16 protein-coding genes and 1 tRNA gene are annotated in these 19554 nt (G+C 65.6%); 10 read left to right on the top strand and 7 right to left on the bottom strand.

Annotated elements, in window-relative coordinates:
• Positions 1-33 precede the first annotated feature (33 nt).
• The 6 genes from AC5Y39_RS09610 to AC5Y39_RS09635 all read left to right on the top strand — a co-directional run bounded on the left by AC5Y39_RS09610 (position 34) and on the right by AC5Y39_RS09635 (position 6386).
• Complete coding sequence (locus AC5Y39_RS09610) at positions 34-1056, top strand: YlbL family protein (protein ID WP_500018285.1); 1023 nt, start codon at positions 34-36, stop codon at positions 1054-1056.
• A 99-nt stretch (positions 1057-1155) separates the two neighbouring features.
• Positions 1156-4164, top strand: a complete 3009-nt coding sequence (locus tag AC5Y39_RS09615) for a UPF0182 family protein (RefSeq protein WP_500018287.1) — start codon at positions 1156-1158, stop codon at positions 4162-4164.
• A 133-nt stretch (positions 4165-4297) separates the two neighbouring features.
• Positions 4298-4374: transfer RNA gene (locus AC5Y39_RS09620), tRNA-Met, on the top strand.
• A 401-nt stretch (positions 4375-4775) separates the two neighbouring features.
• Positions 4776-5030, top strand: coding sequence for a hypothetical protein (locus AC5Y39_RS09625; protein WP_499962272.1), 255 nt, complete (start codon positions 4776-4778; stop codon positions 5028-5030).
• Positions 5030-5449: a PIN domain nuclease gene (locus AC5Y39_RS09630; protein ID WP_500018289.1), complete on the top strand. Its 420-nt coding sequence runs from the start codon at positions 5030-5032 to the stop codon at positions 5447-5449. The genes AC5Y39_RS09625 and AC5Y39_RS09630 overlap by 1 nt, the downstream gene beginning before the upstream one ends.
• 118 nt (positions 5450-5567) lie before the next feature.
• Positions 5568-6386: a cutinase family protein gene (locus AC5Y39_RS09635; RefSeq protein ID WP_500018291.1), complete on the top strand. Its 819-nt coding sequence runs from the start codon at positions 5568-5570 to the stop codon at positions 6384-6386.
• Positions 6387-6426: 40 nt separating this feature from the next.
• On the opposite strand, the gene AC5Y39_RS09640 is transcribed toward AC5Y39_RS09635, so the two are convergent.
• Positions 6427-6906 carry a hypothetical protein gene (locus tag AC5Y39_RS09640; RefSeq protein ID WP_500018293.1) on the bottom strand — a complete coding sequence of 160 codons (480 nt, stop codon included), beginning with the start codon at positions 6904-6906 and terminating at the stop codon, positions 6427-6429.
• Between the two features lie 243 nt (positions 6907-7149).
• On the opposite strand from AC5Y39_RS09640, the gene AC5Y39_RS09645 reads away from it, so the two are divergent.
• Complete coding sequence (locus tag AC5Y39_RS09645) at positions 7150-8118, top strand: alpha/beta fold hydrolase (RefSeq protein ID WP_500018295.1); 969 nt, start codon at positions 7150-7152, stop codon at positions 8116-8118.
• Here the strand turns inward: AC5Y39_RS09645 and AC5Y39_RS09650 are convergent.
• A complete protein-coding gene (locus tag AC5Y39_RS09650) occupies positions 8115-9464 on the bottom strand; it encodes a flavin monoamine oxidase family protein (RefSeq protein WP_500018297.1) in 1350 nt (449 codons plus the stop codon). The two genes, AC5Y39_RS09645 and AC5Y39_RS09650, sit on opposite strands and share 4 nt — an antisense overlap.
• A 47-nt stretch (positions 9465-9511) precedes the next feature.
• Here AC5Y39_RS09650 and AC5Y39_RS09655 point away from each other — a divergent pair, with 47 nt between their 5' ends.
• Positions 9512-10987 (top strand): flavin-containing monooxygenase, encoded by a 1476-nt coding sequence (locus AC5Y39_RS09655; RefSeq protein WP_500018299.1) that lies wholly within the window; start codon positions 9512-9514, stop codon positions 10985-10987.
• On the opposite strand, the gene AC5Y39_RS09660 is transcribed toward AC5Y39_RS09655, so the two are convergent.
• Entirely contained in the window at positions 10984-12099 is a 1116-nt protein-coding gene (locus AC5Y39_RS09660; protein ID WP_500018301.1) for an Rv3169 family protein, read from the bottom strand. The genes AC5Y39_RS09655 and AC5Y39_RS09660 overlap by 4 nt on opposite strands.
• Positions 12096-13226 carry a phosphotransferase family protein gene (locus AC5Y39_RS09665; protein WP_500018303.1) on the bottom strand — a complete coding sequence of 377 codons (1131 nt, stop codon included), beginning with the start codon at positions 13224-13226 and terminating at the stop codon, positions 12096-12098. The genes AC5Y39_RS09660 and AC5Y39_RS09665 overlap by 4 nt, the downstream gene beginning before the upstream one ends.
• 33 nt (positions 13227-13259) lie before the next feature.
• Between AC5Y39_RS09665 and AC5Y39_RS09670 the strand changes: the two genes are divergently transcribed.
• A complete protein-coding gene (locus AC5Y39_RS09670; protein ID WP_500018305.1) occupies positions 13260-13856 on the top strand; it encodes a TetR/AcrR family transcriptional regulator in 597 nt (198 codons plus the stop codon).
• Positions 13853-14515 (top strand): PIG-L deacetylase family protein, encoded by a 663-nt coding sequence (locus AC5Y39_RS09675; protein ID WP_500018307.1) that lies wholly within the window; start codon positions 13853-13855, stop codon positions 14513-14515. Before AC5Y39_RS09670 ends, AC5Y39_RS09675 begins: the two co-directional genes overlap by 4 nt.
• An 18-nt stretch (positions 14516-14533) precedes the next feature.
• Here the strand turns inward: AC5Y39_RS09675 and nuoN are convergent, their stop codons facing one another.
• Genes nuoN through nuoL form a run of 3 tightly spaced genes read right to left on the bottom strand, consistent with a single transcriptional unit; the run spans position 14534 to position 19553 of the window.
• Positions 14534-16117: an NADH-quinone oxidoreductase subunit NuoN gene (gene nuoN, locus AC5Y39_RS09680; RefSeq protein WP_500018309.1), complete on the bottom strand. Its 1584-nt coding sequence runs from the start codon at positions 16115-16117 to the stop codon at positions 14534-14536.
• Positions 16114-17673 (bottom strand): NADH-quinone oxidoreductase subunit M, encoded by a 1560-nt coding sequence (locus AC5Y39_RS09685; RefSeq protein WP_500018311.1) that lies wholly within the window; start codon positions 17671-17673, stop codon positions 16114-16116. The genes nuoN and AC5Y39_RS09685 overlap by 4 nt, the downstream gene beginning before the upstream one ends.
• A complete protein-coding gene (nuoL, locus tag AC5Y39_RS09690) occupies positions 17670-19553 on the bottom strand; it encodes an NADH-quinone oxidoreductase subunit L (RefSeq protein ID WP_500018313.1) in 1884 nt (627 codons plus the stop codon). The genes AC5Y39_RS09685 and nuoL overlap by 4 nt, the downstream gene beginning before the upstream one ends.
• Position 19554 lies beyond the last annotated feature (1 nt).

Genomic DNA, 19554 nt, shown 5'->3' on the forward strand with positions numbered 1-19554 from the left:
GGGTTGTGGTTGCGGTTCCGTACTGTGTCTGGCGTGAACAGGCGGATTTTGACGCTGGTGGTGGCACTGGCGCCGATCGTCGCGTTCGGTGTGCTGCTCGGGGTGGTGACGGTGCCGTATGTGTCGCTCGGGCCGGGCCCGACTTTCAACACGCTCGGCGAGGTCGACGGCAAGGAGGTCGTCGACATCGAGGGCACCACGGTGTTTCCGGCGTCCGGCCACCTGAACATGACCACGGTGGCGCAGCGCGACCAGCTGACGCTCGGTCAGGCGGTGGTGCTGTGGATGTCGGGCCGCGAGCAGCTGGTGCCGCGCAGCCTGGTCTATCCACCCGACAAATCGCGCGACGAGGTCACCAAGGAGAACACCGAAGACTTCGAGGCCTCAGAAGACAAGGCGAAATATGCGGCTCTGGGCTTCCTTCACTACGCACCGGCGGTGACGGTCGAGGTGGTCAACGACGACGGTCCGTCGCACGACAAGCTGCAACCCGGCGACGCGATCGACAAGGTCAACGGCACTGCGATCACCAGCCTCGACCAGTTCCAGTCCCTGCTGAAGCAGACCAAACCGGACCAGCAGATCGTCGTCGACTTCCGCCGCAAGAACGCGCCGCCGGGAACGACGACGATCAAACTCGGCAAGAACAAGGACCGCGACTACGGTTTTCTCGGTGTCAGCGTGCGCGAGGCGCCGTGGGCGCCGTTCAAGATCACGTTCAATCTCGCCAATATCGGCGGGCCGTCAGCCGGGTTGATGTTCGCGCTCGCGGTGGTTGACAAGCTCACCACCGGAGACTTGACCGCATCGAAGTTCGTCGCCGGCACAGGCACCATCGACAGCGACGGCAAGGTCGGGCCGATCGGCGGGATCACCCACAAGATGCTCGCCGCCGAGGAAGCCGGCGCGACGGTGTTTCTGGTGCCCGCCGACAACTGCGCAGAGGCGCGCAGTGCCGACGACGACGGCCTGGAGCTGGTCAAGGTCGACTCGTTGGGCCAGGCGGTCGACGCACTGCACCAGCTTTCAGCCGGCGGCGAACCTCCTCGCTGCTGACAATCGAGCCTCACCGCTGATGCGTACAGTTGGATCACCACCGCCGAACCGCGCGAGGCTTGTCCGAGCGGGTAACTAGCACCAAGCAGGAGTTGAGACGTGGCAATGCGGCCGTCCGCCAGGATGCCCAAGCTGACTCGGCGAAGCCGGATCCTGATCGGCGTGGCGCTCGCCGTCGTGGCGTTGCTGCTGGTGGGCCCGCGGTTCGTGGACGCGTACGTCGACTGGCTGTGGTTCGGAGAACTCGGCTACCGCTCGGTGTTCAGCACCGTGGTGGTGACGCGCTTGGTGGTGTTTTTGGTCACGGCCCTGTTGGTCGGCGCGATCGTGTACGCCGGGCTGGCGCTGGCTTATCGGTCCCGTCCGGTGTTCGTGCCGGCCAACGGCCCCAACGACCCCGTCGCGCGGTACCGCACCGCGGTGCTGACGCGGCTGCGGTTGTTCGGCATCGGCATCCCGGCGGTGGTGGGTGTGCTGGCCGGGATCATCGCGCAGAGCTACTGGGCGCGGGTCCAGCTCTTCCTGCACGGCGGTGACTTCGGCGTCGCCGACCCGCAATTCGGCAAGGATCTCGGCTTCTACGCGTTCGACCTCCCGTTCTACCGGTTGGTGCTGAGCTATCTGTTCGTCGCGGTGTTTTTGGCGTTTCTGGCGAATCTGGTCAGCCACTACATTTTCGGCGGCATCCGCCTGTCGGGACGCACCGGAGCGCTGAGCCGCTCGGCGCGCATCCAGCTGGTCACGCTGGTCGGAATCCTGGTGCTGCTCAAAGCCATCGCGTACTGGCTGGACCGCTACGAGTTGCTGTCGCACACGCGCGGCGGCAAGCCGTTCACCGGCGCCGGCTACACCGACATCAACGCGGTGCTGCCCGCGAAGATGATCCTGCTGGCGATCGCGATCATCTGTGCGATCGCGGTGTTCTCGGCAATTGTGCTGCGCGACTTGCGGATTCCGGCGATCGGGCTGGTGCTGCTGTTGCTGTCGTCGCTCATCGTGGGCGCGGGCTGGCCGCTGATCGTCGAACAGTTGATCGTCAAACCCAATGCGGCGCAGAACGAAAGCGAATACATCAGCCGCAGCATCGCCGCGACCCGCCAGGCCTACGGGTTGACCTCCGAAGTGGTGACCTACCGCGACTACAGCGGCAACTCCGCGGCCACCGCCCAGCAGGTGGCCGCCGACCGGGCCACCACCTCCAACATCAGGGTGCTCGACCCGACGATCGTCAGCCCGGCGTTCACCCAGTTCCAGCAGGGCAAGAACTTCTACACCTTCCCCGACCAGTTGTCGATCGACCGCTACAAGGGCCCCGACGGCAACCTGCGCGATTACGTCGTGGCGGCCCGCGAACTCAACCCCGACCGGCTGATCGACAACCAGCGCGACTGGATCAACCGGCACACGGTGTACACCCACGGCAACGGGTTCATCGCCTCGCCGGCCAACACCGTGCGCGGAATTGCCAACGACCCCAACCAAAACGGCGGCTATCCCGAATTCCTGGTGAACGTCGTCGGCGCCAACGGAACCGTGCGCTCGGACGGACCGGCACCACTGGACCAACCCCGGATCTACTTCGGCCCGGTGATCGCCAACTCCGCCGACGACTACGCGATCGTCGGCAAGAACGGCGCCGACCGCGAATACGACTACGAGACCAACACCGAGACGAAGAACTACACCTACAGCGGGATCGGCGGGGTGCCGATCGGCAACTGGCTGTCGCGGAGCGTGTTCGCCGCCAAGTTCGCCGAACGAAACTTCTTGTTCTCCAACGTCATTGGCGACAACAGCCGGATCCTGTTCAACCGCGACCCCGCGCAGCGGGTGCAGGCGGCGGCGCCGTGGCTGACCACCGACAGTTCGGTCTATCCGGCGGTGGTCAACAAGCGGCTGGTGTGGATCGTCGACGGCTATACGACGCTGGACAACTACCCGTACTCGGAGCTGACCTCGCTGTCGTCGGCCACCGCCGACTCCAACGAGGTGGCGGTGAACCGGCTGGCGCCCGACAAGCAGGTGTCCTACATCCGAAACTCCGTCAAGGCGACCGTCGACGCTTACGACGGCAGCGTGTCGCTGTACGCGCAAGACGAGAACGATCCGGTGCTGAAGGCCTGGATGGCGGTGTTCCCGGGAACGGTGAAGCCGAAGAGCGAGATGTCGGCAGACTTGAAGGCGCATCTGCGATATCCGGAAGACTTGTTCAAGGTGCAGCGCATGCTCTTGGGCAAGTACCACGTGAACGAACCGGTGCCGTTCTTCAACGCGTCGGACTTCTGGGACGTGCCCCTCGACCCGAACCCGACGGCCAGCAGCTACCAGCCGCCGTACTACATCGTCGCGAAAAACCTTGTCAACGGCGATAATTCGTCGTCGTTCCAGTTGACCAGCGCGATGAACCGGTTCAAGCGCGACTTCTTGGCCGCCTACATCAGCGCCAGTTCTGATCCCGAGACGTACGGCAAGATCACCGTGCTGACGATCCCGGGCAACGTCAACGGGCCGAAGCTGGCCAACAACGCGATTACCACCGACACCGGGGTGTCGCAGTATCTGGGCGTGATCGGTCGGGACAACCAGAACCGGATCCGGTGGGGCAACCTGCTGACGCTGCCGATCGCCCAGGGCGGCTTGCTCTACGTCGAACCCGTCTACGCCTCGCCGGGCAGCAGCGACGCGGCGTCGTCGTACCCGCGGCTGATTCGCGTGGCGATGATGTACAACGACCGGGTCAGCTTCGGCCCGACCGTGCGCGACGCCTTGGACCAGATGTTCGGCGCGGGAGCCGGGGCCACGGCGACGGGTCCGGCGCCCGCTCCCGTGCCTGAAGGGACACCGGCCGCAGCGCCGCCCGCGACGCCTGCGCCCGGGCTCGTTCCGCCCGACGGCAGTGCGGCGCCGCCGGCCACCGCGCCCGTTCCGGCCGCGGTGCCGCCGGGAGGGCCGGTGCAGTTGTCGACGCAGAAAGCCGCGGCCTTGCAGGAGGTGCAGTCTGCGCTGGACGCGGTGCAGCAGGCGCAGCGAAGCGGCAACTTCGCCGATTACGGAAACGCGTTGCAGCGCCTCAACGACGCGATGACGAAGTACAACAACGCCAAGTAGCACCGCCCCTCCGCGCGAGGGTGCGTGTCTGCTCAGCAACACGCCGCTCTGGGCGTACGGCGGTGCACGCTCGCGGCCGTCGAGCGCGCGATTTGGCCACTGGCCGTGGCTTCGGTAACCTTGCGTTCACCGACGCGGGGTGGAGCAGCTCGGTAGCTCGCTGGGCTCATAACCCAGAGGTCGCAGGTTCAAATCCTGTCCCCGCTACCAAATAGAACGGCCTCCGGAGAGATCTCCGGGGGCCGTTTTCAGCCGCTAGCCGGCGCCTGGAGCGGCGTAGCGAAAGCGCCTGCCGAGCTCGAGGTGGGGGTCACGGGTAAGGAGAGCACCGGCCGCGCCGCAATGCGCAGGAAGCCAGTGCCGTCGCCGAGTTGATCAGACAGTGGTGTCCTCATGGAGCACGCCTATGCGCTCTTGGGTGTGACCGCGTTGCTTCGCCGGTTCGACGAACTGTTGGTTCTCGCGCAGCAACATCCGCGGGTTCGAAGGTGGGTCGTCTCGACCATGAAATCCCCGGTCGGCGATATGCATGCTCTAAGGAGCTAGTGGTGTATCACTTTCCATATTTTTGGTGTATAGATGCTTATCATGTTGGTGTAGTCTTGTTATCCGTGACACGCATCACGGTCGACGTGAACGACGAGTGGCTCAACGCCGCGAAAGAGGTACTTGGAACCGACACCAAGGTCGCCACTATCAATGCAGCGCTGCGCTCTTTCGCGCTGCGCACACAAGCCGGCAAGATCGTCGCCGCTCTCAACAGCGTTCCCATGGATTTCACGGATTCCAATTCCTCGTGGCGTTACGGTGCCGGCCGCGACCTCACTCGACTCGAACAAGAGGCCCAGGAATCGCAAGCGCTCTGATGGCCGGTGTTGTTTACCTGGCAGACACGACGGTCTACGTCTTGCAGGGTCGCCACGACGTCGTGCGCCGCCGATTCGAAACGCTGCTGGCAGAGGGGCGACTCGCAGGATGCCAGATGTCGGCTTTGGAGTACCTCAACGGCGCCCCGGATCCGAAGGGCTATGAGATCGTCTGGGGCGCCCTGCATGGACATCGTTGGATGCACGTGACGTCGGAAGCCATGAACCGGGCGTTGGATGTGCACCGAGAACTCGCCAAGACCAGCCAGCACCGCCACTTCCGGCTACCCGACCTGATCATCGCTGCGACAGCGGAAGTCAACGGGGCGACCGTCCTACATTACGACGGCGATTACGACCGTATCGCCGCCGTGACTGGCCAGGCCACAGAGTGGGTGGCAGCCAAGGGCTCGCTGTAACCGCGGGTTCGATGCACGTTCTAGACCCTCGAAGCCGTTGCTGTAACGCATGTGACTGTGCCGCCGATGACCTTCCGACGGACTTTGGCGCAGCGCAGGGGGTCGGGTGGTAGGACGCATGAGTGCGGTGGCTGTTGCCGTCGCGGTAGCAGGCGCAGCATTGATGGGTCTCGCGGCCGGCGTTGCAAACGCAGAGTCGACTTGTCCTGACGTCCATTGGATCGGTGCCGCCGGCTCCGGCGAGCGCGACGATCCCACCGCGAACGGCGGAATGGGCCGAGTGGTCTACCAGTCATACCGCGATCTCGCCCAGCAAGTGCAGCGAGACGGCCGGGTGATCACGGCCGAAGCAGTCGACTATCCCGCCAAGGCGGTGCCAGCTGACGGCGACCTGCTCGGCTGGGCCGGCTTCATGAGCAGCGTCGACGCCGGCACCACCGCATTGCGCACGCAATACGCGACGTTCGCAACACGTTGCCCCGCAAGCAAAGTCGTGCTGGCCGGTTACTCGCAGGGTGCAATGGTGGTGCACCGCAACCTGCAGGCGCTGGCCGACAGCCCGAACATCGCGGCGGCGCTGCTGGTCGCCGACGGCGACCGGCTACCCGGCGACACCGTGATCACCATCGGTTCGGCCACCGCGTCGCCCGGCTCGACCGGCAACGGCAAAGGCGTGGCGCAGGACTGGCCGATTCTGGCGCACGCTCCAGGCAAGCTCCCCGACACCATTGGCAGCCGCACGATCAGCGTGTGCGATCGCGGCGACGCCGTCTGTGACGCCGTCTCCGGCCCGACGACCGCCGCTGGCGTGGCCATCCACACGAGCTACGCGCTCAACACCAGCGGCGGATACGCCTGGACCGCTCCGGTCTATCAATTGCTCGGGCCGTCGCCCCAGGTTTCGCAGCTGGCGTCGGACACGCGCACGGTGAGGTAATGCCTAGAACGGTGCGGTAATGCCCCGTAGAACCGCGCGACTATCGGGCCGCTTCCAGCTGGCTCGGGGCACGCCGCTTGACCCGCCGCGCATTCGCAGCCTGAGCCGCTTCGGCGTTGCGCCGCAAGCGACGGATCTCGCGGTTGATGCGACGGGTAAGCACCCGGTCGTCGCGCTTGGTCAGTGACCGACTCCGTTCGACCAGCAGATCCAACTGCTGCCAGCTGAGACCGTCGAGGTCGCCGTCGGAGTCATGCGTTGCCACAACCACTCCGCCGCGCAGCAGCGGAACCGTTTTCGCGGTGAAATTCGTGGTGGCCAAGAGTATTTCGGTAGCCCTGCGGTTGGGACGGCGCTGGCACCGCCGGGTCGAGGGAGTGAACCAGAAGTCGAACTGCCTGTCGGTGCTGGTCAAGCTCTCCAGCCCACAGTTGTTGATCAGATCTGCGATGTCGGCCTTGCTGTAGGCCCGGGTTTCATAAGCGACGCCATTGGGGCTGAAGTAAAGGACAGTGTTCATTCAGGTGTTCCATTCGACTCTTTCTCGGTGGTGGTGATGGGCTGGTGCCTGACCAACCGCTGTTACCAAAGTTACCCATGTGACAGTTGAGATAAACCTCGATAACGAATTCGACACGTCGTGAAATAGGTCACTTTCCGCCCTGAGAGAACCGCACGGCACGCCACCGCAATACGGCATAACCGGCTCAGATACTGGGTAGGATTTGCTCACGCGGCAACGTCGCCGCCGATCGGAGTGGTCATGGCACACCAGATCCAGCGCGGCCGCGCAGCTAGATCGGCTAACGGCCTTGCCGAGTTATCTCCCACCCGCGCCATCATGGTCCGATCGTCAGACGGCACCCGGCTGCATACCGAGATTTTCGGCCCCGACGACGGCTATCCGATCGTGTTGAGCCACGGCATCACGTGTGCGCTTCGCGTATGGAAACACCAGATCGCCGACCTCGCCACCGACCACCGCGTGATCGCCTTCGATCACCGCGGCCACGGCCGCAGCGAAATCCCTCGCCATGGGCGCCACTACACCCTCGACTATCTCGCCGCCGACCTGAACGCCGTCCTCGACGCGACATTGCGACCGGGGGAGCGCGCGGTGATCGCCGGACACTCGATGGGCGGCATGACCATCAGCGCCTGGTCGCACCGGTACCGCGATTCAGTGCCACATCGCGCCGACGCGGTCGCGCTGATCAACACCGCCACCGGCGACCTTCTGCGCGAGCTGCGTCTGCTCAACGTGCCGGGTCTTCTGGCTGCGGCCCGAATTCGAGTGGCAGAACAGGTGATTCGCGCTATCGGGCCGCTGCCCGTCCCGGCCGGCGCCAAGTGGACCAGCCGTCGATTCATCACGGCACTCGCGGTGGGTGCGGACGCTCACCCGTCGGTCACCGATCTGGTCTACGAATTGTTCATGGGCACCTCTCCGGTCGCCCGTGGCGGATGTGCGCGAATGCTTGCCGACGCGCTGGGTCCGGAACACCTGCCCTTGGACGGTCTGACCGTGCCGGCGCTGGTGATCGGCAGCACCAAAGACCGCCTGCTGCCGATCGGGCAGTCACGAAAGATCGCCGAGGCTGTTCCGAATCTCGCCGGCTTCGTCGAACTGCCCGGCGGGCATTGCGCCATCCTCGAGCGCCCCGACGAAGTGAACCAGCACCTGCGCGACTTGGTGGCGTCGGTGACCCGGCCCCAGCGAGCGACCTCCTAGCCGCACAGCCGCTTCGCCACCTCAGCCGCGGCGCGCTGGCCCGACCGCACCGCCCCGTCCATGAATCCGGTCCACTCGTCGGCGGTTTCACTGCCCGCCCAGTGAATTGGGCCGACGGGCCGCCGCAGCCACGGACCGAACCGGCTCCACGACCCAGGCGGGACCGCCGCCGTCGGGCCGCCGGGTGCGAACGGTTCCTGACTCCAGCAGTGGTCGAGGTAGTCGATGGGATCCAGTGCCGCGTCCCCGAAGATGTCAGCGAAGCAGCCGACTGCGACCTCGCGACGACGGCTAGGCGGCAGCGGGTCGAACGTGCGAGCGTCGGCAAAACCGAGCAGGATGCCCGGGCCGCCGCCCGACGGGCTGGCGTCGAATGTGATGAACACCGGCCCCTCATCCGAAAGGGCTTGTCCGCTCTGCCCTTTCGTGCGCCAGAACGGTGTCTCGTAGGCGACGTAGGCCTTGCTGAGGTTGCCTTGCGGCCAGCGTTCGGCGAGTTGGCGGTGCTCCAGTGGCAGCTCCGGTGCGAACTCGATGCCGTCGCGATGTTCGGGCGCGATCGCGACGATCGCGAACCGCGCGTGCACCTCATGTCCGTCGTGGGACGCGGTCACCCCGTCGAAGTCGCGCCATGCGATGCGCCGCACTCGGGCGTCGAGGCGCAGCCGGGATCCGAGCTCGTCGGCGATTCGCAGCGCAATCTGCTGCGTCCCGCCGGGGAACCGGTCCTGCTGCGCACCGCCGCGGGTGTCGAGCATCCGGTCCAGCCCTCCGGCGGCATTGACGTAGCGCACGGCGTGTAATAGCGACACTTCGTCTGGTTCCGCACCCCACGTCACGCGGCTGATCAACGCCAGCAACACCCGCACCGTCTCCGAGGCGCGGATCGATCCGAGCCACTCCGCCAAAGACACCGCATCCAGCGACGCATCGGCCGTCCACGGTTCGGTGATCGACACCCGGCGACCCAGCCGGGCCAGCTGCCAACGCACCCGCGCCAGATCCAACAGTTCACGGATGGACAGCTTCGGAATGGTGCCGCGATACGCCCTGACGCGACCGCGCCAGCGGATCAGGTTGAGGCCGTCGGCGTAGGTGGGCACTGTCTGACATCCCAGGTCGGCCGCCACTTTGAGCACTTCGTCCTGGGTGGGACCAACGAACGTGGCGCCGAGGTCGACGGGCACGCCGGCGATGGTGCCGGTGCACGATCGTCCGCCGACGCGATCTCTGCCCTCGAGGACGACGACATCGTGGCCACGGTGGACCAGTTCCCGCGCTGCAGTCAGCCCCGCGAAGCCCGCGCCCACGACCACGACGTCGGTGTTGGTCTCAGTCACGGGCATCAGTCAACTCCTGTTCGGCGCAGCGATACATGCCTATCGTGGGAGACATGAACGTCAGCGCGGACGAATACTTCGATGTGTTGATCATCGGCGCCGGAATCTCCGGAATCGATGCGGCGTACCGAATTCGCGAGAAGAACCCCGATATTCGATATGCGTTGCTGGAGCGACGTGAGCGGTTGGGCGGCACCTGGGACCTGTTCCGCTATCCCGGCGTGCGCTCCGACAGCGACATCTTCACGCTGAGCTTCCCCTTCGAGCCGTGGCGCCGCGAGGAAGCGATCGCCGACGGTGCGCACATCTGGCAGTATCTCGCCGACACCGCTGACAAGTACCACATCACCGAACACATCCGGTTCAACACGTTCGTCCGGTCGGCCGACTGGGATTCCACCACTGACACGTGGACAGTTCGTGCCGAACAGGACGGCACCGAGAAGACTTATCAGTGCCGGTTCTTGTATTGCGCCACTGGCTATTACGACTACGACCACCCGTATCTGCCTGACTTCCAGGGCATCGAGGACTTCCAGGGGGAGGTGGTCCACCCCCAGCATTGGCCGGAGTCGCTCGACTACACGGGCAAGCACGTCGTGGTGATAGGCAGCGGCGCGACGGCGATCAGCCTGATTCCCGCGCTGGCGGAAAAGGCCGGGCGGGTGACCATGCTGCAGCGCTCACCCACATACCTGTATTCGTCAAAGCAGGTGGACCCGCTGTCCAACTGGTTCCGAAAGCTGTTGCCGCCCAAGGTGGCTTACTGGTTGATCCGCTGGCGGTTTGCACTCTTCTACGTGTTCACGTATCAGTTCGCCAAGAAGGCGCCCGGGTTGATGAAGAGGTTCTTGCGGCGGATGGCGGTCAACAACCTGCCCGAGGGCTACGACATCGACACCCACTTCAAGCCGCGCTACAACCCGTGGGATCAGCGCCTGTGCCTCATTCTCGACGCAGATGTCTACAAGACCATCGCCGAGGGCCGCACCGAAGTGGTCACCGACCACATCGACCACTTCGACCAGACAGGTATTGCGCTTGCCTCCGGCCGGCACATCGACGCGGACATCGTCGTCACCGCTACCGGCCTGCAGCTGCAGGCGCTCGGCGGCATCACGGTGAGCGTCGACGGCGAGAAGATCAACATGCACGACCGCTTCGTCTACAAGGGCTACATGCTCGACGACGTGCCCAACTTGGCGTGGTGTATCGGCTACACCAACGCGTCGTGGACGCTGCGCGCCGACATGAACGCGGAGTCGATCGCAAAGTTGTTGGCGCACATGCGATCTCATGGCTACACCCACGCCTATCCGCATCTCGAAAACAAGAGCCTGCCCGAGAAGCTGACGTGGGATCTGCAGGCCGGCTACGTCATGCGTGCGCTGGACGTGTTGCCGAAGTCGAGCGTGCACCGGCCGTGGAACATGCGGCACAACTACCTGCTCGACGCGCTCGACCACCGGTTCGACCGCCTCGAGGAGTCGATGGTGTTCGGCCGCGCAGAACAGGCCCGCGCCGCTTAGGGCGCCACCGACAGCCAGTCCGCGAAGCCCGACGGGTCGTGTCGGCCCAGGGCGCCGTGTTCGAACAGACCCCAGCCCTCGGCGGGCTCGCCGTTGCCGTCGCGGCACAGCGCCCGGCCCACGTGGTCGATCACCCCGAAGCCCGACCGCCCGACGATCGCCGGGTCCGTCATGTCGTAGGTCAGCCGCTCGGTGAACTTCTCGCCCTTCCACATCCCGTGCAGCCAGTCGGAGTCGCCGCCGTAGCCGCCACCGACATGAATCGGCACGGGAAGTTTGGATTCCACGTCGAACCGTACCGGTGTGCCGTCGGCGGCGGTGGCGTCGATGGTCGCGCCGGTGGGGATCCGCGTGCCGGATCGGTAGTGGATCTTCACCCGCGGCCAGCCGAGCTGCTCGACGCGCCCGTCGTGCCAGATCCGCGTGCAGTCGTTGAGCGACCGGAAACCGTCGGGCTCCTCTTGAATGATCAGCACGATGCCGAAGTCGTCGAACGCCATCGGCACATACAGCCACCACATGCCCTCGAACGGCGGATCGGCCGGCCGGCCGGCCGGTTCCGGTTCACCGATCGGTCGGATGCCCCACGACCTGTCCCGGGAGCCGATCCAGGTGCCGGGGTCGACGGCGATCTCCTCGCCGTCGATGGCGATGCGGCCGCTCCAGGTGCCCAGCTGAGCAAATCGCTGCGCGTCCAGGGTAATTCGGTTACCACTGCGCAGCACATGCCGCTGTTCCTGCACGGCGTCGAACAAGCCGTTCCACGTGAGGTCGACCGCAACACCTTCGGTTTCCTCGAGGACAATCCGCAGTTTGTGCAACGGCTCGACGACGTCCACGCGGTAGCCGATCACGTTCTGCCGCAGGCGGTCCTGGTCGAGTGCATCGGACAGATGAACGGCGGTCTGCACATCGCCTCTGCGCACCAGCACGAAAGCGTCCTTCACGCCGAGGTTCGGGTAGTAGCCGATCCCACTGATCACGAAGATGTCTCCGGTGCGGTCGTGGGCGTTGAAGTACGAGCGGTCGTAGAAGTTGCGGTCGCTGGAACCGGCCCAGGCGATCGGCTGCGGGACCTGGTGGACGGGGAATTCGTCGACAGGACCGATCATCGTGCCTCTTCTCCGATCAGCCGCTTCATCAATGCGGCGTGGTAGAACAGCGATTCCACGTCCTGCGGCCGCTCGACCTCGCCGAAGTGCACGCGTCGCGCGCCGGTGCGCATGAACACACACGCCCACATCACTCCCGAGTACGCGTAGAACCAGTGCAGGTCGCCGAGTTCCACTCCGGTCAACTCCCGATAGGTCGCCCGGACGTCGTCCTCCCGCAGCACGTCGGGCAGTCCCGGCAGCCCTGCCAGCCCGGCGAGTTCTTGAAACACCATGTGGGCGAAGATCAGCCACGCGACGTCGAGTTCGCGTGGGCCCAGAGTCGTCATCTCCCAGTCGAGCACTGCGACCGGTCGGAAGTCGCGGTACAAAACGTTGCCGATCCGCGCGTCGCCCCAGAGCAGCACCGGGTCGGCAGCGGCTACCTCGGTCGGCCAGTTGGCTTGCAGCCAGTCGAATGTCCGCTCCAACAACCCAGACCGGCCGATGTCGGGTACCGCGAAGTCATACCAGGACCGCACCCACGCGAAGTGCCGCTCCAGCGCATTACCGTCGGTGCCCAGGAACCCGAACGTCGACGTCGGATCCGGAATGGCATGCAGCTTCGCCAGCACCTCGATGGTCGAGTTCTGCAACAGTCGCTGCGATTGCGTCGGTGCATCGTGAAACCAGTTGCCGCCGAACGTATATGGCATCACATCGGGTGGCACCACACCGTCGACGTAATCCATCAGGAAGAACGGGGAACCGAGAACTGACCCGGTTGGCTCGAGCCAGCGCACCCGCGGCACGGGAACATCGGTGAGTTCACCGACCAGCCGTATCACCTCGAATTGATGGTCGAGCCGGTACGACGGAAACACCGGAACGTCTTGGGCGCCCGGGGCGACGCGTGCGACGAATCGTTGCTCGGTCGGCGTACCGCCGTCCACCCAGCGCGCCGTGAGAATGATGGTCTCCGAGGACATCCCGGTCGCGTCGACGCCACTTTCCACGGTGACGTCTGGAATCGGGTTGCCCGGCAGCACCGTGGACAGCCACTGCGACATCACATCTGGCAGCGTGCTGGTGTCCCGGCTGGATCGCTGTAGTCGGCTGACGTCGTCGACAGCCGGTTCTCCTGCCACTTTCGCTCCAATTACGATACTGTAGGTAGCGATATGAAAGCAGATCCGTCGACCGTTGACAAGACCCCGGGACGGCCGCGCGACCCCCGCATCGACGCGTCGATCCTGCGGGCCGCAACCGAATTGCTCACGGAGATCGGATATCCGAACCTGACCATGGCCGCGGTCGCCGAGCGGGCCGGTACCACCAAGACGGCGCTGTACCGGCGGTGGTCGAGCAAGGCCGAGCTGGTTCACGAGGCGGCGTTTCCGGCGGCGCCGACCGCGCTGGTCACACCGTCGAACAGCTTCGCCGACGACGTGCGCGCGATGGTGGAAGCCAGCCGTGACGTGTTCACCACGCCGGTGGTTCGCGCCGCGCTGCCCGGCCTGGTCGCTGACATGGCAGGCGATCCGGAGCTGAACAATCGCGTGATGCAACGCTTCACGGGTCTGTTCGCGGCGGTGCGCGACCGCGTGCGACGGGCGATCGACGAAGGCGATGCCCGGCCGGAAACCGACCCCGACCGGCTGGTGGAAGTGATTGGCGGCGCGACCATGTTGAGGCTCTTGCTGCATCCGGGGGAGGACCTCGACGACGACTGGGCCGCGCAAACCAGCGCAATAGTGCTCGACGGTGTGGTGGCATGACAGGCGTGCTGCAACCATTCCCCACCGACTGGCAGTCGATGCTGGTGCTGATGCCCCACCCCGACGACCCCGAGTACGGCATGGCGGCGGCTGTCGCGAAGTGGACGTCGGCAGGCAAGAGCGTGCGATACGTGATGGCGACGCGCGGTGAGGCGGGCATCGCCGGCATGGCGCCCGAGGAGACGGCAGCGATCCGCGAAGCCGAAGAGCGGCGCTCGGCCGCCATCGTCGGCGTGTCGAGCGTCGACTTCTGGGATTTCCCGGACAGCCAGCTGCGCGACTGCGACCAATTGCGCGCGAAGATCGCCGACACCATCCGCGACGCACAGCCCGACATCGTCGTGACGATCTTCGGCGGCCCGCAGTGGGCGCCCGGAGCGCCGAATCAGCGCGATCACATGGAGTTTGCCGCCGCCGTGCGCGCAGTCTGCACCGATCGCCGGCTGTTCAGCAATGGCCCCAACGGAACGCACGCGGAGATCGTCGACGAGTTCGTCGACGTCGCGGTGCAGTCCCTGGCGGCGCATGAGAAGTATCTGTCGGTGCTCGACCCGGATACGCCGGTGGTCGAGCAGGCACGCAAGCAAGTCGAGATGACGACGCCGGCGCATCCCGACTTCGGCGGGCACCGCGTCGTCGAGTTCATCCTCGAGAACTGATCACGATCAGGGTGAGCGTCAGCGCACGAATTCCGCTGCACGGTCGCACAAGTCGAGCAGCGGCTGTGGCATGATGCCGAGCACGATCGTGGCGGCGGCCGAGATCGCGATCGCGAACTTGCTCAGCGTGCTGGGCACCACCACCTGCGGCGGCTCGGCAGCGGGTTCGGTGAAGAACATCAGCACGATCACGCGGACGTAGAAGTACGCGGCGACGCCGCTGGCCACCACGCCGACGATCACCAGCGGTGCGGCCCCGCCTTCGACAGCGGCCTTGAACACCGCGAACTTCGCGACGAAGCCACTTGTCAACGGAATACCGGCGAACGCCAGAAGGAATCCGGAGAACATCGCGCCGACGAGCGGCCGCTCCCGGCCCAGCCCCGCCCAGCGCGACATGTCGGTGTCTTCGTCGCCCTCTCTGTTGCGCACCAACGACACCACGGCGAACGCGCCGAGCGTGCTGAACCCGTAGGCCACCAGATAGAACATCGTCGACGACAGTCCGGCTTTGTTCGCGGCAATCACGCCGGTGAGGATGAACCCGGCGTGCGCCACCGACGAATACGCGAGCATGCGTTTGGCGTCGGACTGCGTCACCGCGCTGATCGTGCCGACGGCCATCGTCAGGATCGCAATCGCCCACATCACCGGGCGCCATTGCGTCTGCATGTGCGGCAGCGCGACGTAGAACACCCGCAGCATCGCGCCGAACGCGGCGATCTTCGTCGCGGCGGCCATGAACCCGGTGATCGGCGTCGGCGCGCCCTGATACACGTCGGGGATCCACGAATGGAACGGCACCGCACCGACTTTGAACAGCAACCCCACCGACAGCAACGCGACGCCGATCAACGCCATCGTCTGGTCGCGCTGGCCACCGATGACGTCGCTGATCCCGCCCAGTGTCAGTGTGCCGGCATACCCGTACAGCAAGGCGATGCCGTACAAGAAGAACGCCGACGAAAACGCGCCCAGCAGAAAGTATTTCAGTGCCGCTTCCTGCGACAACAACCGGCGTCGGCGGGCCAGGCCGCACAGCAGGTACAGCGGCAGCGACAACACCTCGAGTGCCACGAACATGGTCAGCAGGTCGTTGGCCGCGGGAAACAGCAGCATCCCGGCGAGCGCGAACAACACCAACGGAAACACTTCCGTTTGGCTCATGCCGGTCCGGTCGGCCTCGCGCTCAGCGGTGCTGCCGGGCACGGTGGACGCTTGCGGCGTGAACGCGTCGAAGCCGGATCGTGCGACCGAAACAGCCTCCAACGCCGGATTTTCGACGCTGAGGCGGCGCTCGGCGATGAGCATCAGGGCCAAGATGCTGACCACCAACAGAGTGCCCTGCAGCAGCAGCGCCGGCCCGTCGATCGCGACAGATCCCGCGACGGCGACCTGGCCGGGCAGCCGCACGCCCGACGCCACCAGCACGACCGCGACCAGCGCGGCCACCGATGCGCCGAGGCTGAGGACCAGCTGAACCGGATAGCGCATCCTGCGCGGCGCGAACGCTTCGACCAGTACGCCCGCGACGGCGGCGCCGAAGACGATCAGCATAGGGGAGGCGAGGGCGTATTCGACGCTGGGGGCAGGAATGCTCATTTCGGCTGTCCCTCTGCGGTTTTCGACGGCGGCGCCGACGGCGCCGGATCGCGCTGGCCGATGGTGGTCAAGGTGTGGCCAACGGCGGGGTTGATGACGTCGAGGGCGGGCTTGGGATAGATCCCCAGCACCACAAGCAGTGCGATCAACGGTGCCACGACCACGGCCTCGCGCGGCAGCAGGTCGCGCAGCCGCTCGTTGCCGTCCTTCACGGGACCGGTCATCATCCGCTGGTACATCCACAGCACGTAGACCGCCGAGAGCACCAGTGCGGTGGCGGCCACGACGGCGGCGGCCTGATAGCGGGTGAATGTGCCGATGAGGACGAGGAATTCACTGATGAACGGTGCCAGTCCTGGCAGTGAAAGCGTGGCTAGCCCCGCAACCAGGAACGTGCCGGCCAGCACCGGTGCCACCTTCTGCACGCCGCCGAACGAGGCGATCGCGCGGCTGCCGCGCCGCGATGTCAGGAATCCGGCGATCAGGAACAGTGCGGCGGTGGAGATGCCGTGGTTGACCATGTACAGCGTGGACCCGGTCTGGCCCTGGCTCGTCATCACGAAGATGCCCAGGATGATGAACCCGAAGTGGCTGATCGACGTGTAGGCGATCAGGCGCATCACGTCGGTCTGACCGATCGCCACGATCGCGCCGTAGACAATGCCGACCACGGCGAGCGTGATCACCAGCGGCGCGAAGGTTCTCGATGCATCCGGGAACAGCTGTAAGCAGAATCGCAGCATGCCGAAGGTGCCGACCTTGTCCACCACCGCCATCATCAGCACCGCGGTGGCCGGTGTGGCCTGCACCGCGGCGTCGGGCAGCCAGGCGTGAAACGGCCACAGCGGCGCCTTGACCGCGAACGCGAACATGAAACCCAGGAACAGCGCGTTGAGCACCAGCGGGCTGGCACCGAGCTGGCCCGTGGACGCCATCGTCACGATCTCGCGGAAATCGAACGTGCCGCTGCCGTTGCGGGCTGTCACCACGTACAGGCCGATCACCGCGGCGAGCATGATCAACCCGCCGAAAAGGTTGTACAGCAGAAACTTCACGGCCGCGCGTGATCGATGTTCGCCGCCGAACCCGCCGATGAGAAAGTACATCGGGATCAGCATGGCCTCGAAGAACACGTAGAACAGCAGCACGTCAAGCGCCACAAGGGAAATCAGAACCATCGCCTCGACCGCGAGGATCAACGCCACATAGGTGTGCACGGCGCGTTTGCGGTCACCGGCGTCGTTCCAGGCGGCCACCAAGAGCAGCGGCACCAGCACAGCCGTGAGCACCACCAGCGCCAGGGCGATGCCGTCGAGCCCGAGCGTGTAACCGGTGCCGAAAGCCGGTATCCACTGGTGCTTTTCGACGAACTGGTACTGCGCACCGGAGGCGTCGAAAGAGACCGCGAGCACCACGGCGACGGCCAGCACGCCCAGCGATACGACCAGTCCCACCCACTTCGCCAGCGCCCGTTGTGCCGGCGGCAGCAGCATGATCAGCACCGTGCCGGCCACCGGCAGCAGCCACAGAATCGACAACCAGGGAATGTGGTTCACCACAGTTTCACCGCCAGGATTGCGGCGACCACCAGTGCGGCGCCGGCGAACATGGACAGCGCATAGGAACGCGCGAAACCCGTTTGGGCGGAACGCAGTGCGCCCGACAGCCGGCCGATTGCGCCTGCGAGTTCGGTGACGGTGCCGTCGATGCCCTTGTCGTCGACGCGCACCAGCGTTCGGGTCAGGTCGGCGCCGGGCCGCATGAACACCTCTTCGTTGAACGCGTCGCCGTAGAGGTCTTTGCGTGCCGCGACGGTGAGCACCGAACCGGCGGGTGCGACGGCGGGCACCGGACGTGTTCCGTAGAGCCGGTAGGCGATCGCGATCCCGACCGCAACCACGGCCAGCGTGATCGCGGTGGTCACCCACACCGGCACCGCATGGGTCACCTCTTCGTGGGCGCCGACGACGGGCTCCAGCCAGTGCTGCAACGTGCCGCCGATCGCGAGCAGTCCACCGGAGCCCACCGAGCCGACGGCCAGCACGATCATCGGCCACGTCATCACCTTCGGCGCCTCGTGCGGATGCACATTCTCGGCCCAACGTTTCTGCCCGAAGAACGTCATCAGCATCACCCGCGTCATGTAGAACGCGGTGATGCCTGCGCCCAGCAGCGCGGCTCCGCCCAGCACGGCGCCCTTGAATCCGCCTGCCGCCAAAGCTGTTTCGATGATCGCGTCCTTGGAGAAGAACCCGGCCAGCGGCGGAACGCCGATGATCGCCAGATAGCCGAGCCCGAACGTCACGTAGGTGATGGGCAGCGCTTTGCGCAGCGCGCCGAAGCGCCGCATGTCGACGTCGTCGTCCATCGCGTGCATCACCGACCCGGCGCCCAGAAACAGGCCGGCCTTGAAGAACCCGTGGGTCAACAGGTGCAGGATCGCGAACGCGTATCCGGCCGGTCCCAGTCCGGCGGCGAGCACCATGTAGCCGATCTGGCTCATCGTGGAGGCAGCGAGCGCCTTCTTGATGTCGTCCTTCGCGCAGCCGATGATCGCCCCGAACAGCAACGTGACCGCGCCGACGGCCACGACGCCGGCCTGAGCGCCGGGGGCCAGGTTGTAGATCGGGTGCGACCGCACGATCAGATACACCCCGGCGGTCACCATGGTGGCCGCGTGAATCAGCGCGGAGACCGGTGTGGGGCCTTCCATCGCATCGCCGAGCCAGGATTGCAGCGGCACCTGGGCAGACTTGCCGCAGGCGGCCAGCAGCAGCAGCAGCCCGATCGCGGTCAGCACCCCTTCGCTCGTGCGTCCGGTCGCGCCGAACACCCCGGTGAACGAGATCGTCCCAAACGTCGCGAACATCACCATCATCGCCACGGCCAGCCCGATGTCGCCGACGCGGTTGACCACGAACGCCTTCTTGGCGGCGGTGGCAGCCGACGGTTTGTGGTACCAGAACCCGATCAGCAGGTAGGAGGCCAGACCGACGCCCTCCCACCCGACGTACAGGCCGAGGTAGTTGTCGGCGAGCACCAGCAGCAGCATCGCCGCGACGAAAAGGTTCAGATACGCGAAAAACCTTCGCCGATCGGGGTCTTCGGCCATGTAGCCGATCGAGTAGATGTGGATCAGCGCGCCGACGCCGGTGATCAACAGCACGAAGCACATCGACAGAGGATCGACGAGCAGGCCGAAGTTCACCTGGAGGCCGCCCACGGGCACCCAGGAGAACCCGTCGAGATGGATCGCGCGGTCCTCCCCGTGGCGGCCGAGCAGCTCGGTCAGCAATACCACACCGACAGCGAACGCGCCCAGCACCGTCGCACACCCCAGCAGGTGCCCCCAGCGGTCACTGCGCCGACCGGCCAACAGCAAGACCACCGCGCCGAAAGCGGGCAGCGCCAACAACAACCAACTCAGCTCGCCCATG

It is taken from the genome of Mycobacterium sp. NGS39, from assembly GCF_059812765.1.

Coding starts and splice junctions, on each gene's coding strand:
- AC5Y39_RS09630 (WP_500018289.1), top strand. CDS start 5,030: ATGGCCGGTGTTGTTTACCTGGCAGACACGACGGTCTACGTCTTGCAG.
- AC5Y39_RS09635 (WP_500018291.1), top strand. CDS start 5,568: ATGAGTGCGGTGGCTGTTGCCGTCGCGGTAGCAGGCGCAGCATTGATG.
- AC5Y39_RS09640 (WP_500018293.1), bottom strand. CDS start 6,906: ATGAACACTGTCCTTTACTTCAGCCCCAATGGCGTCGCTTATGAAACC.
- AC5Y39_RS09645 (WP_500018295.1), top strand. CDS start 7,150: ATGGCACACCAGATCCAGCGCGGCCGCGCAGCTAGATCGGCTAACGGC.
- AC5Y39_RS09650 (WP_500018297.1), bottom strand. CDS start 9,464: ATGCCCGTGACTGAGACCAACACCGACGTCGTGGTCGTGGGCGCGGGC.
- AC5Y39_RS09655 (WP_500018299.1), top strand. CDS start 9,512: ATGAACGTCAGCGCGGACGAATACTTCGATGTGTTGATCATCGGCGCC.
- AC5Y39_RS09660 (WP_500018301.1), bottom strand. CDS start 12,099: ATGATCGGTCCTGTCGACGAATTCCCCGTCCACCAGGTCCCGCAGCCG.
- AC5Y39_RS09670 (WP_500018305.1), top strand. CDS start 13,260: ATGAAAGCAGATCCGTCGACCGTTGACAAGACCCCGGGACGGCCGCGC.
- AC5Y39_RS09675 (WP_500018307.1), top strand. CDS start 13,853: ATGACAGGCGTGCTGCAACCATTCCCCACCGACTGGCAGTCGATGCTG.
- nuoN (WP_500018309.1), bottom strand. CDS start 16,117: ATGAGCATTCCTGCCCCCAGCGTCGAATACGCCCTCGCCTCCCCTATG.
- nuoL (WP_500018313.1), bottom strand. CDS start 19,553: ATGGGCGAGCTGAGTTGGTTGTTGTTGGCGCTGCCCGCTTTCGGCGCG.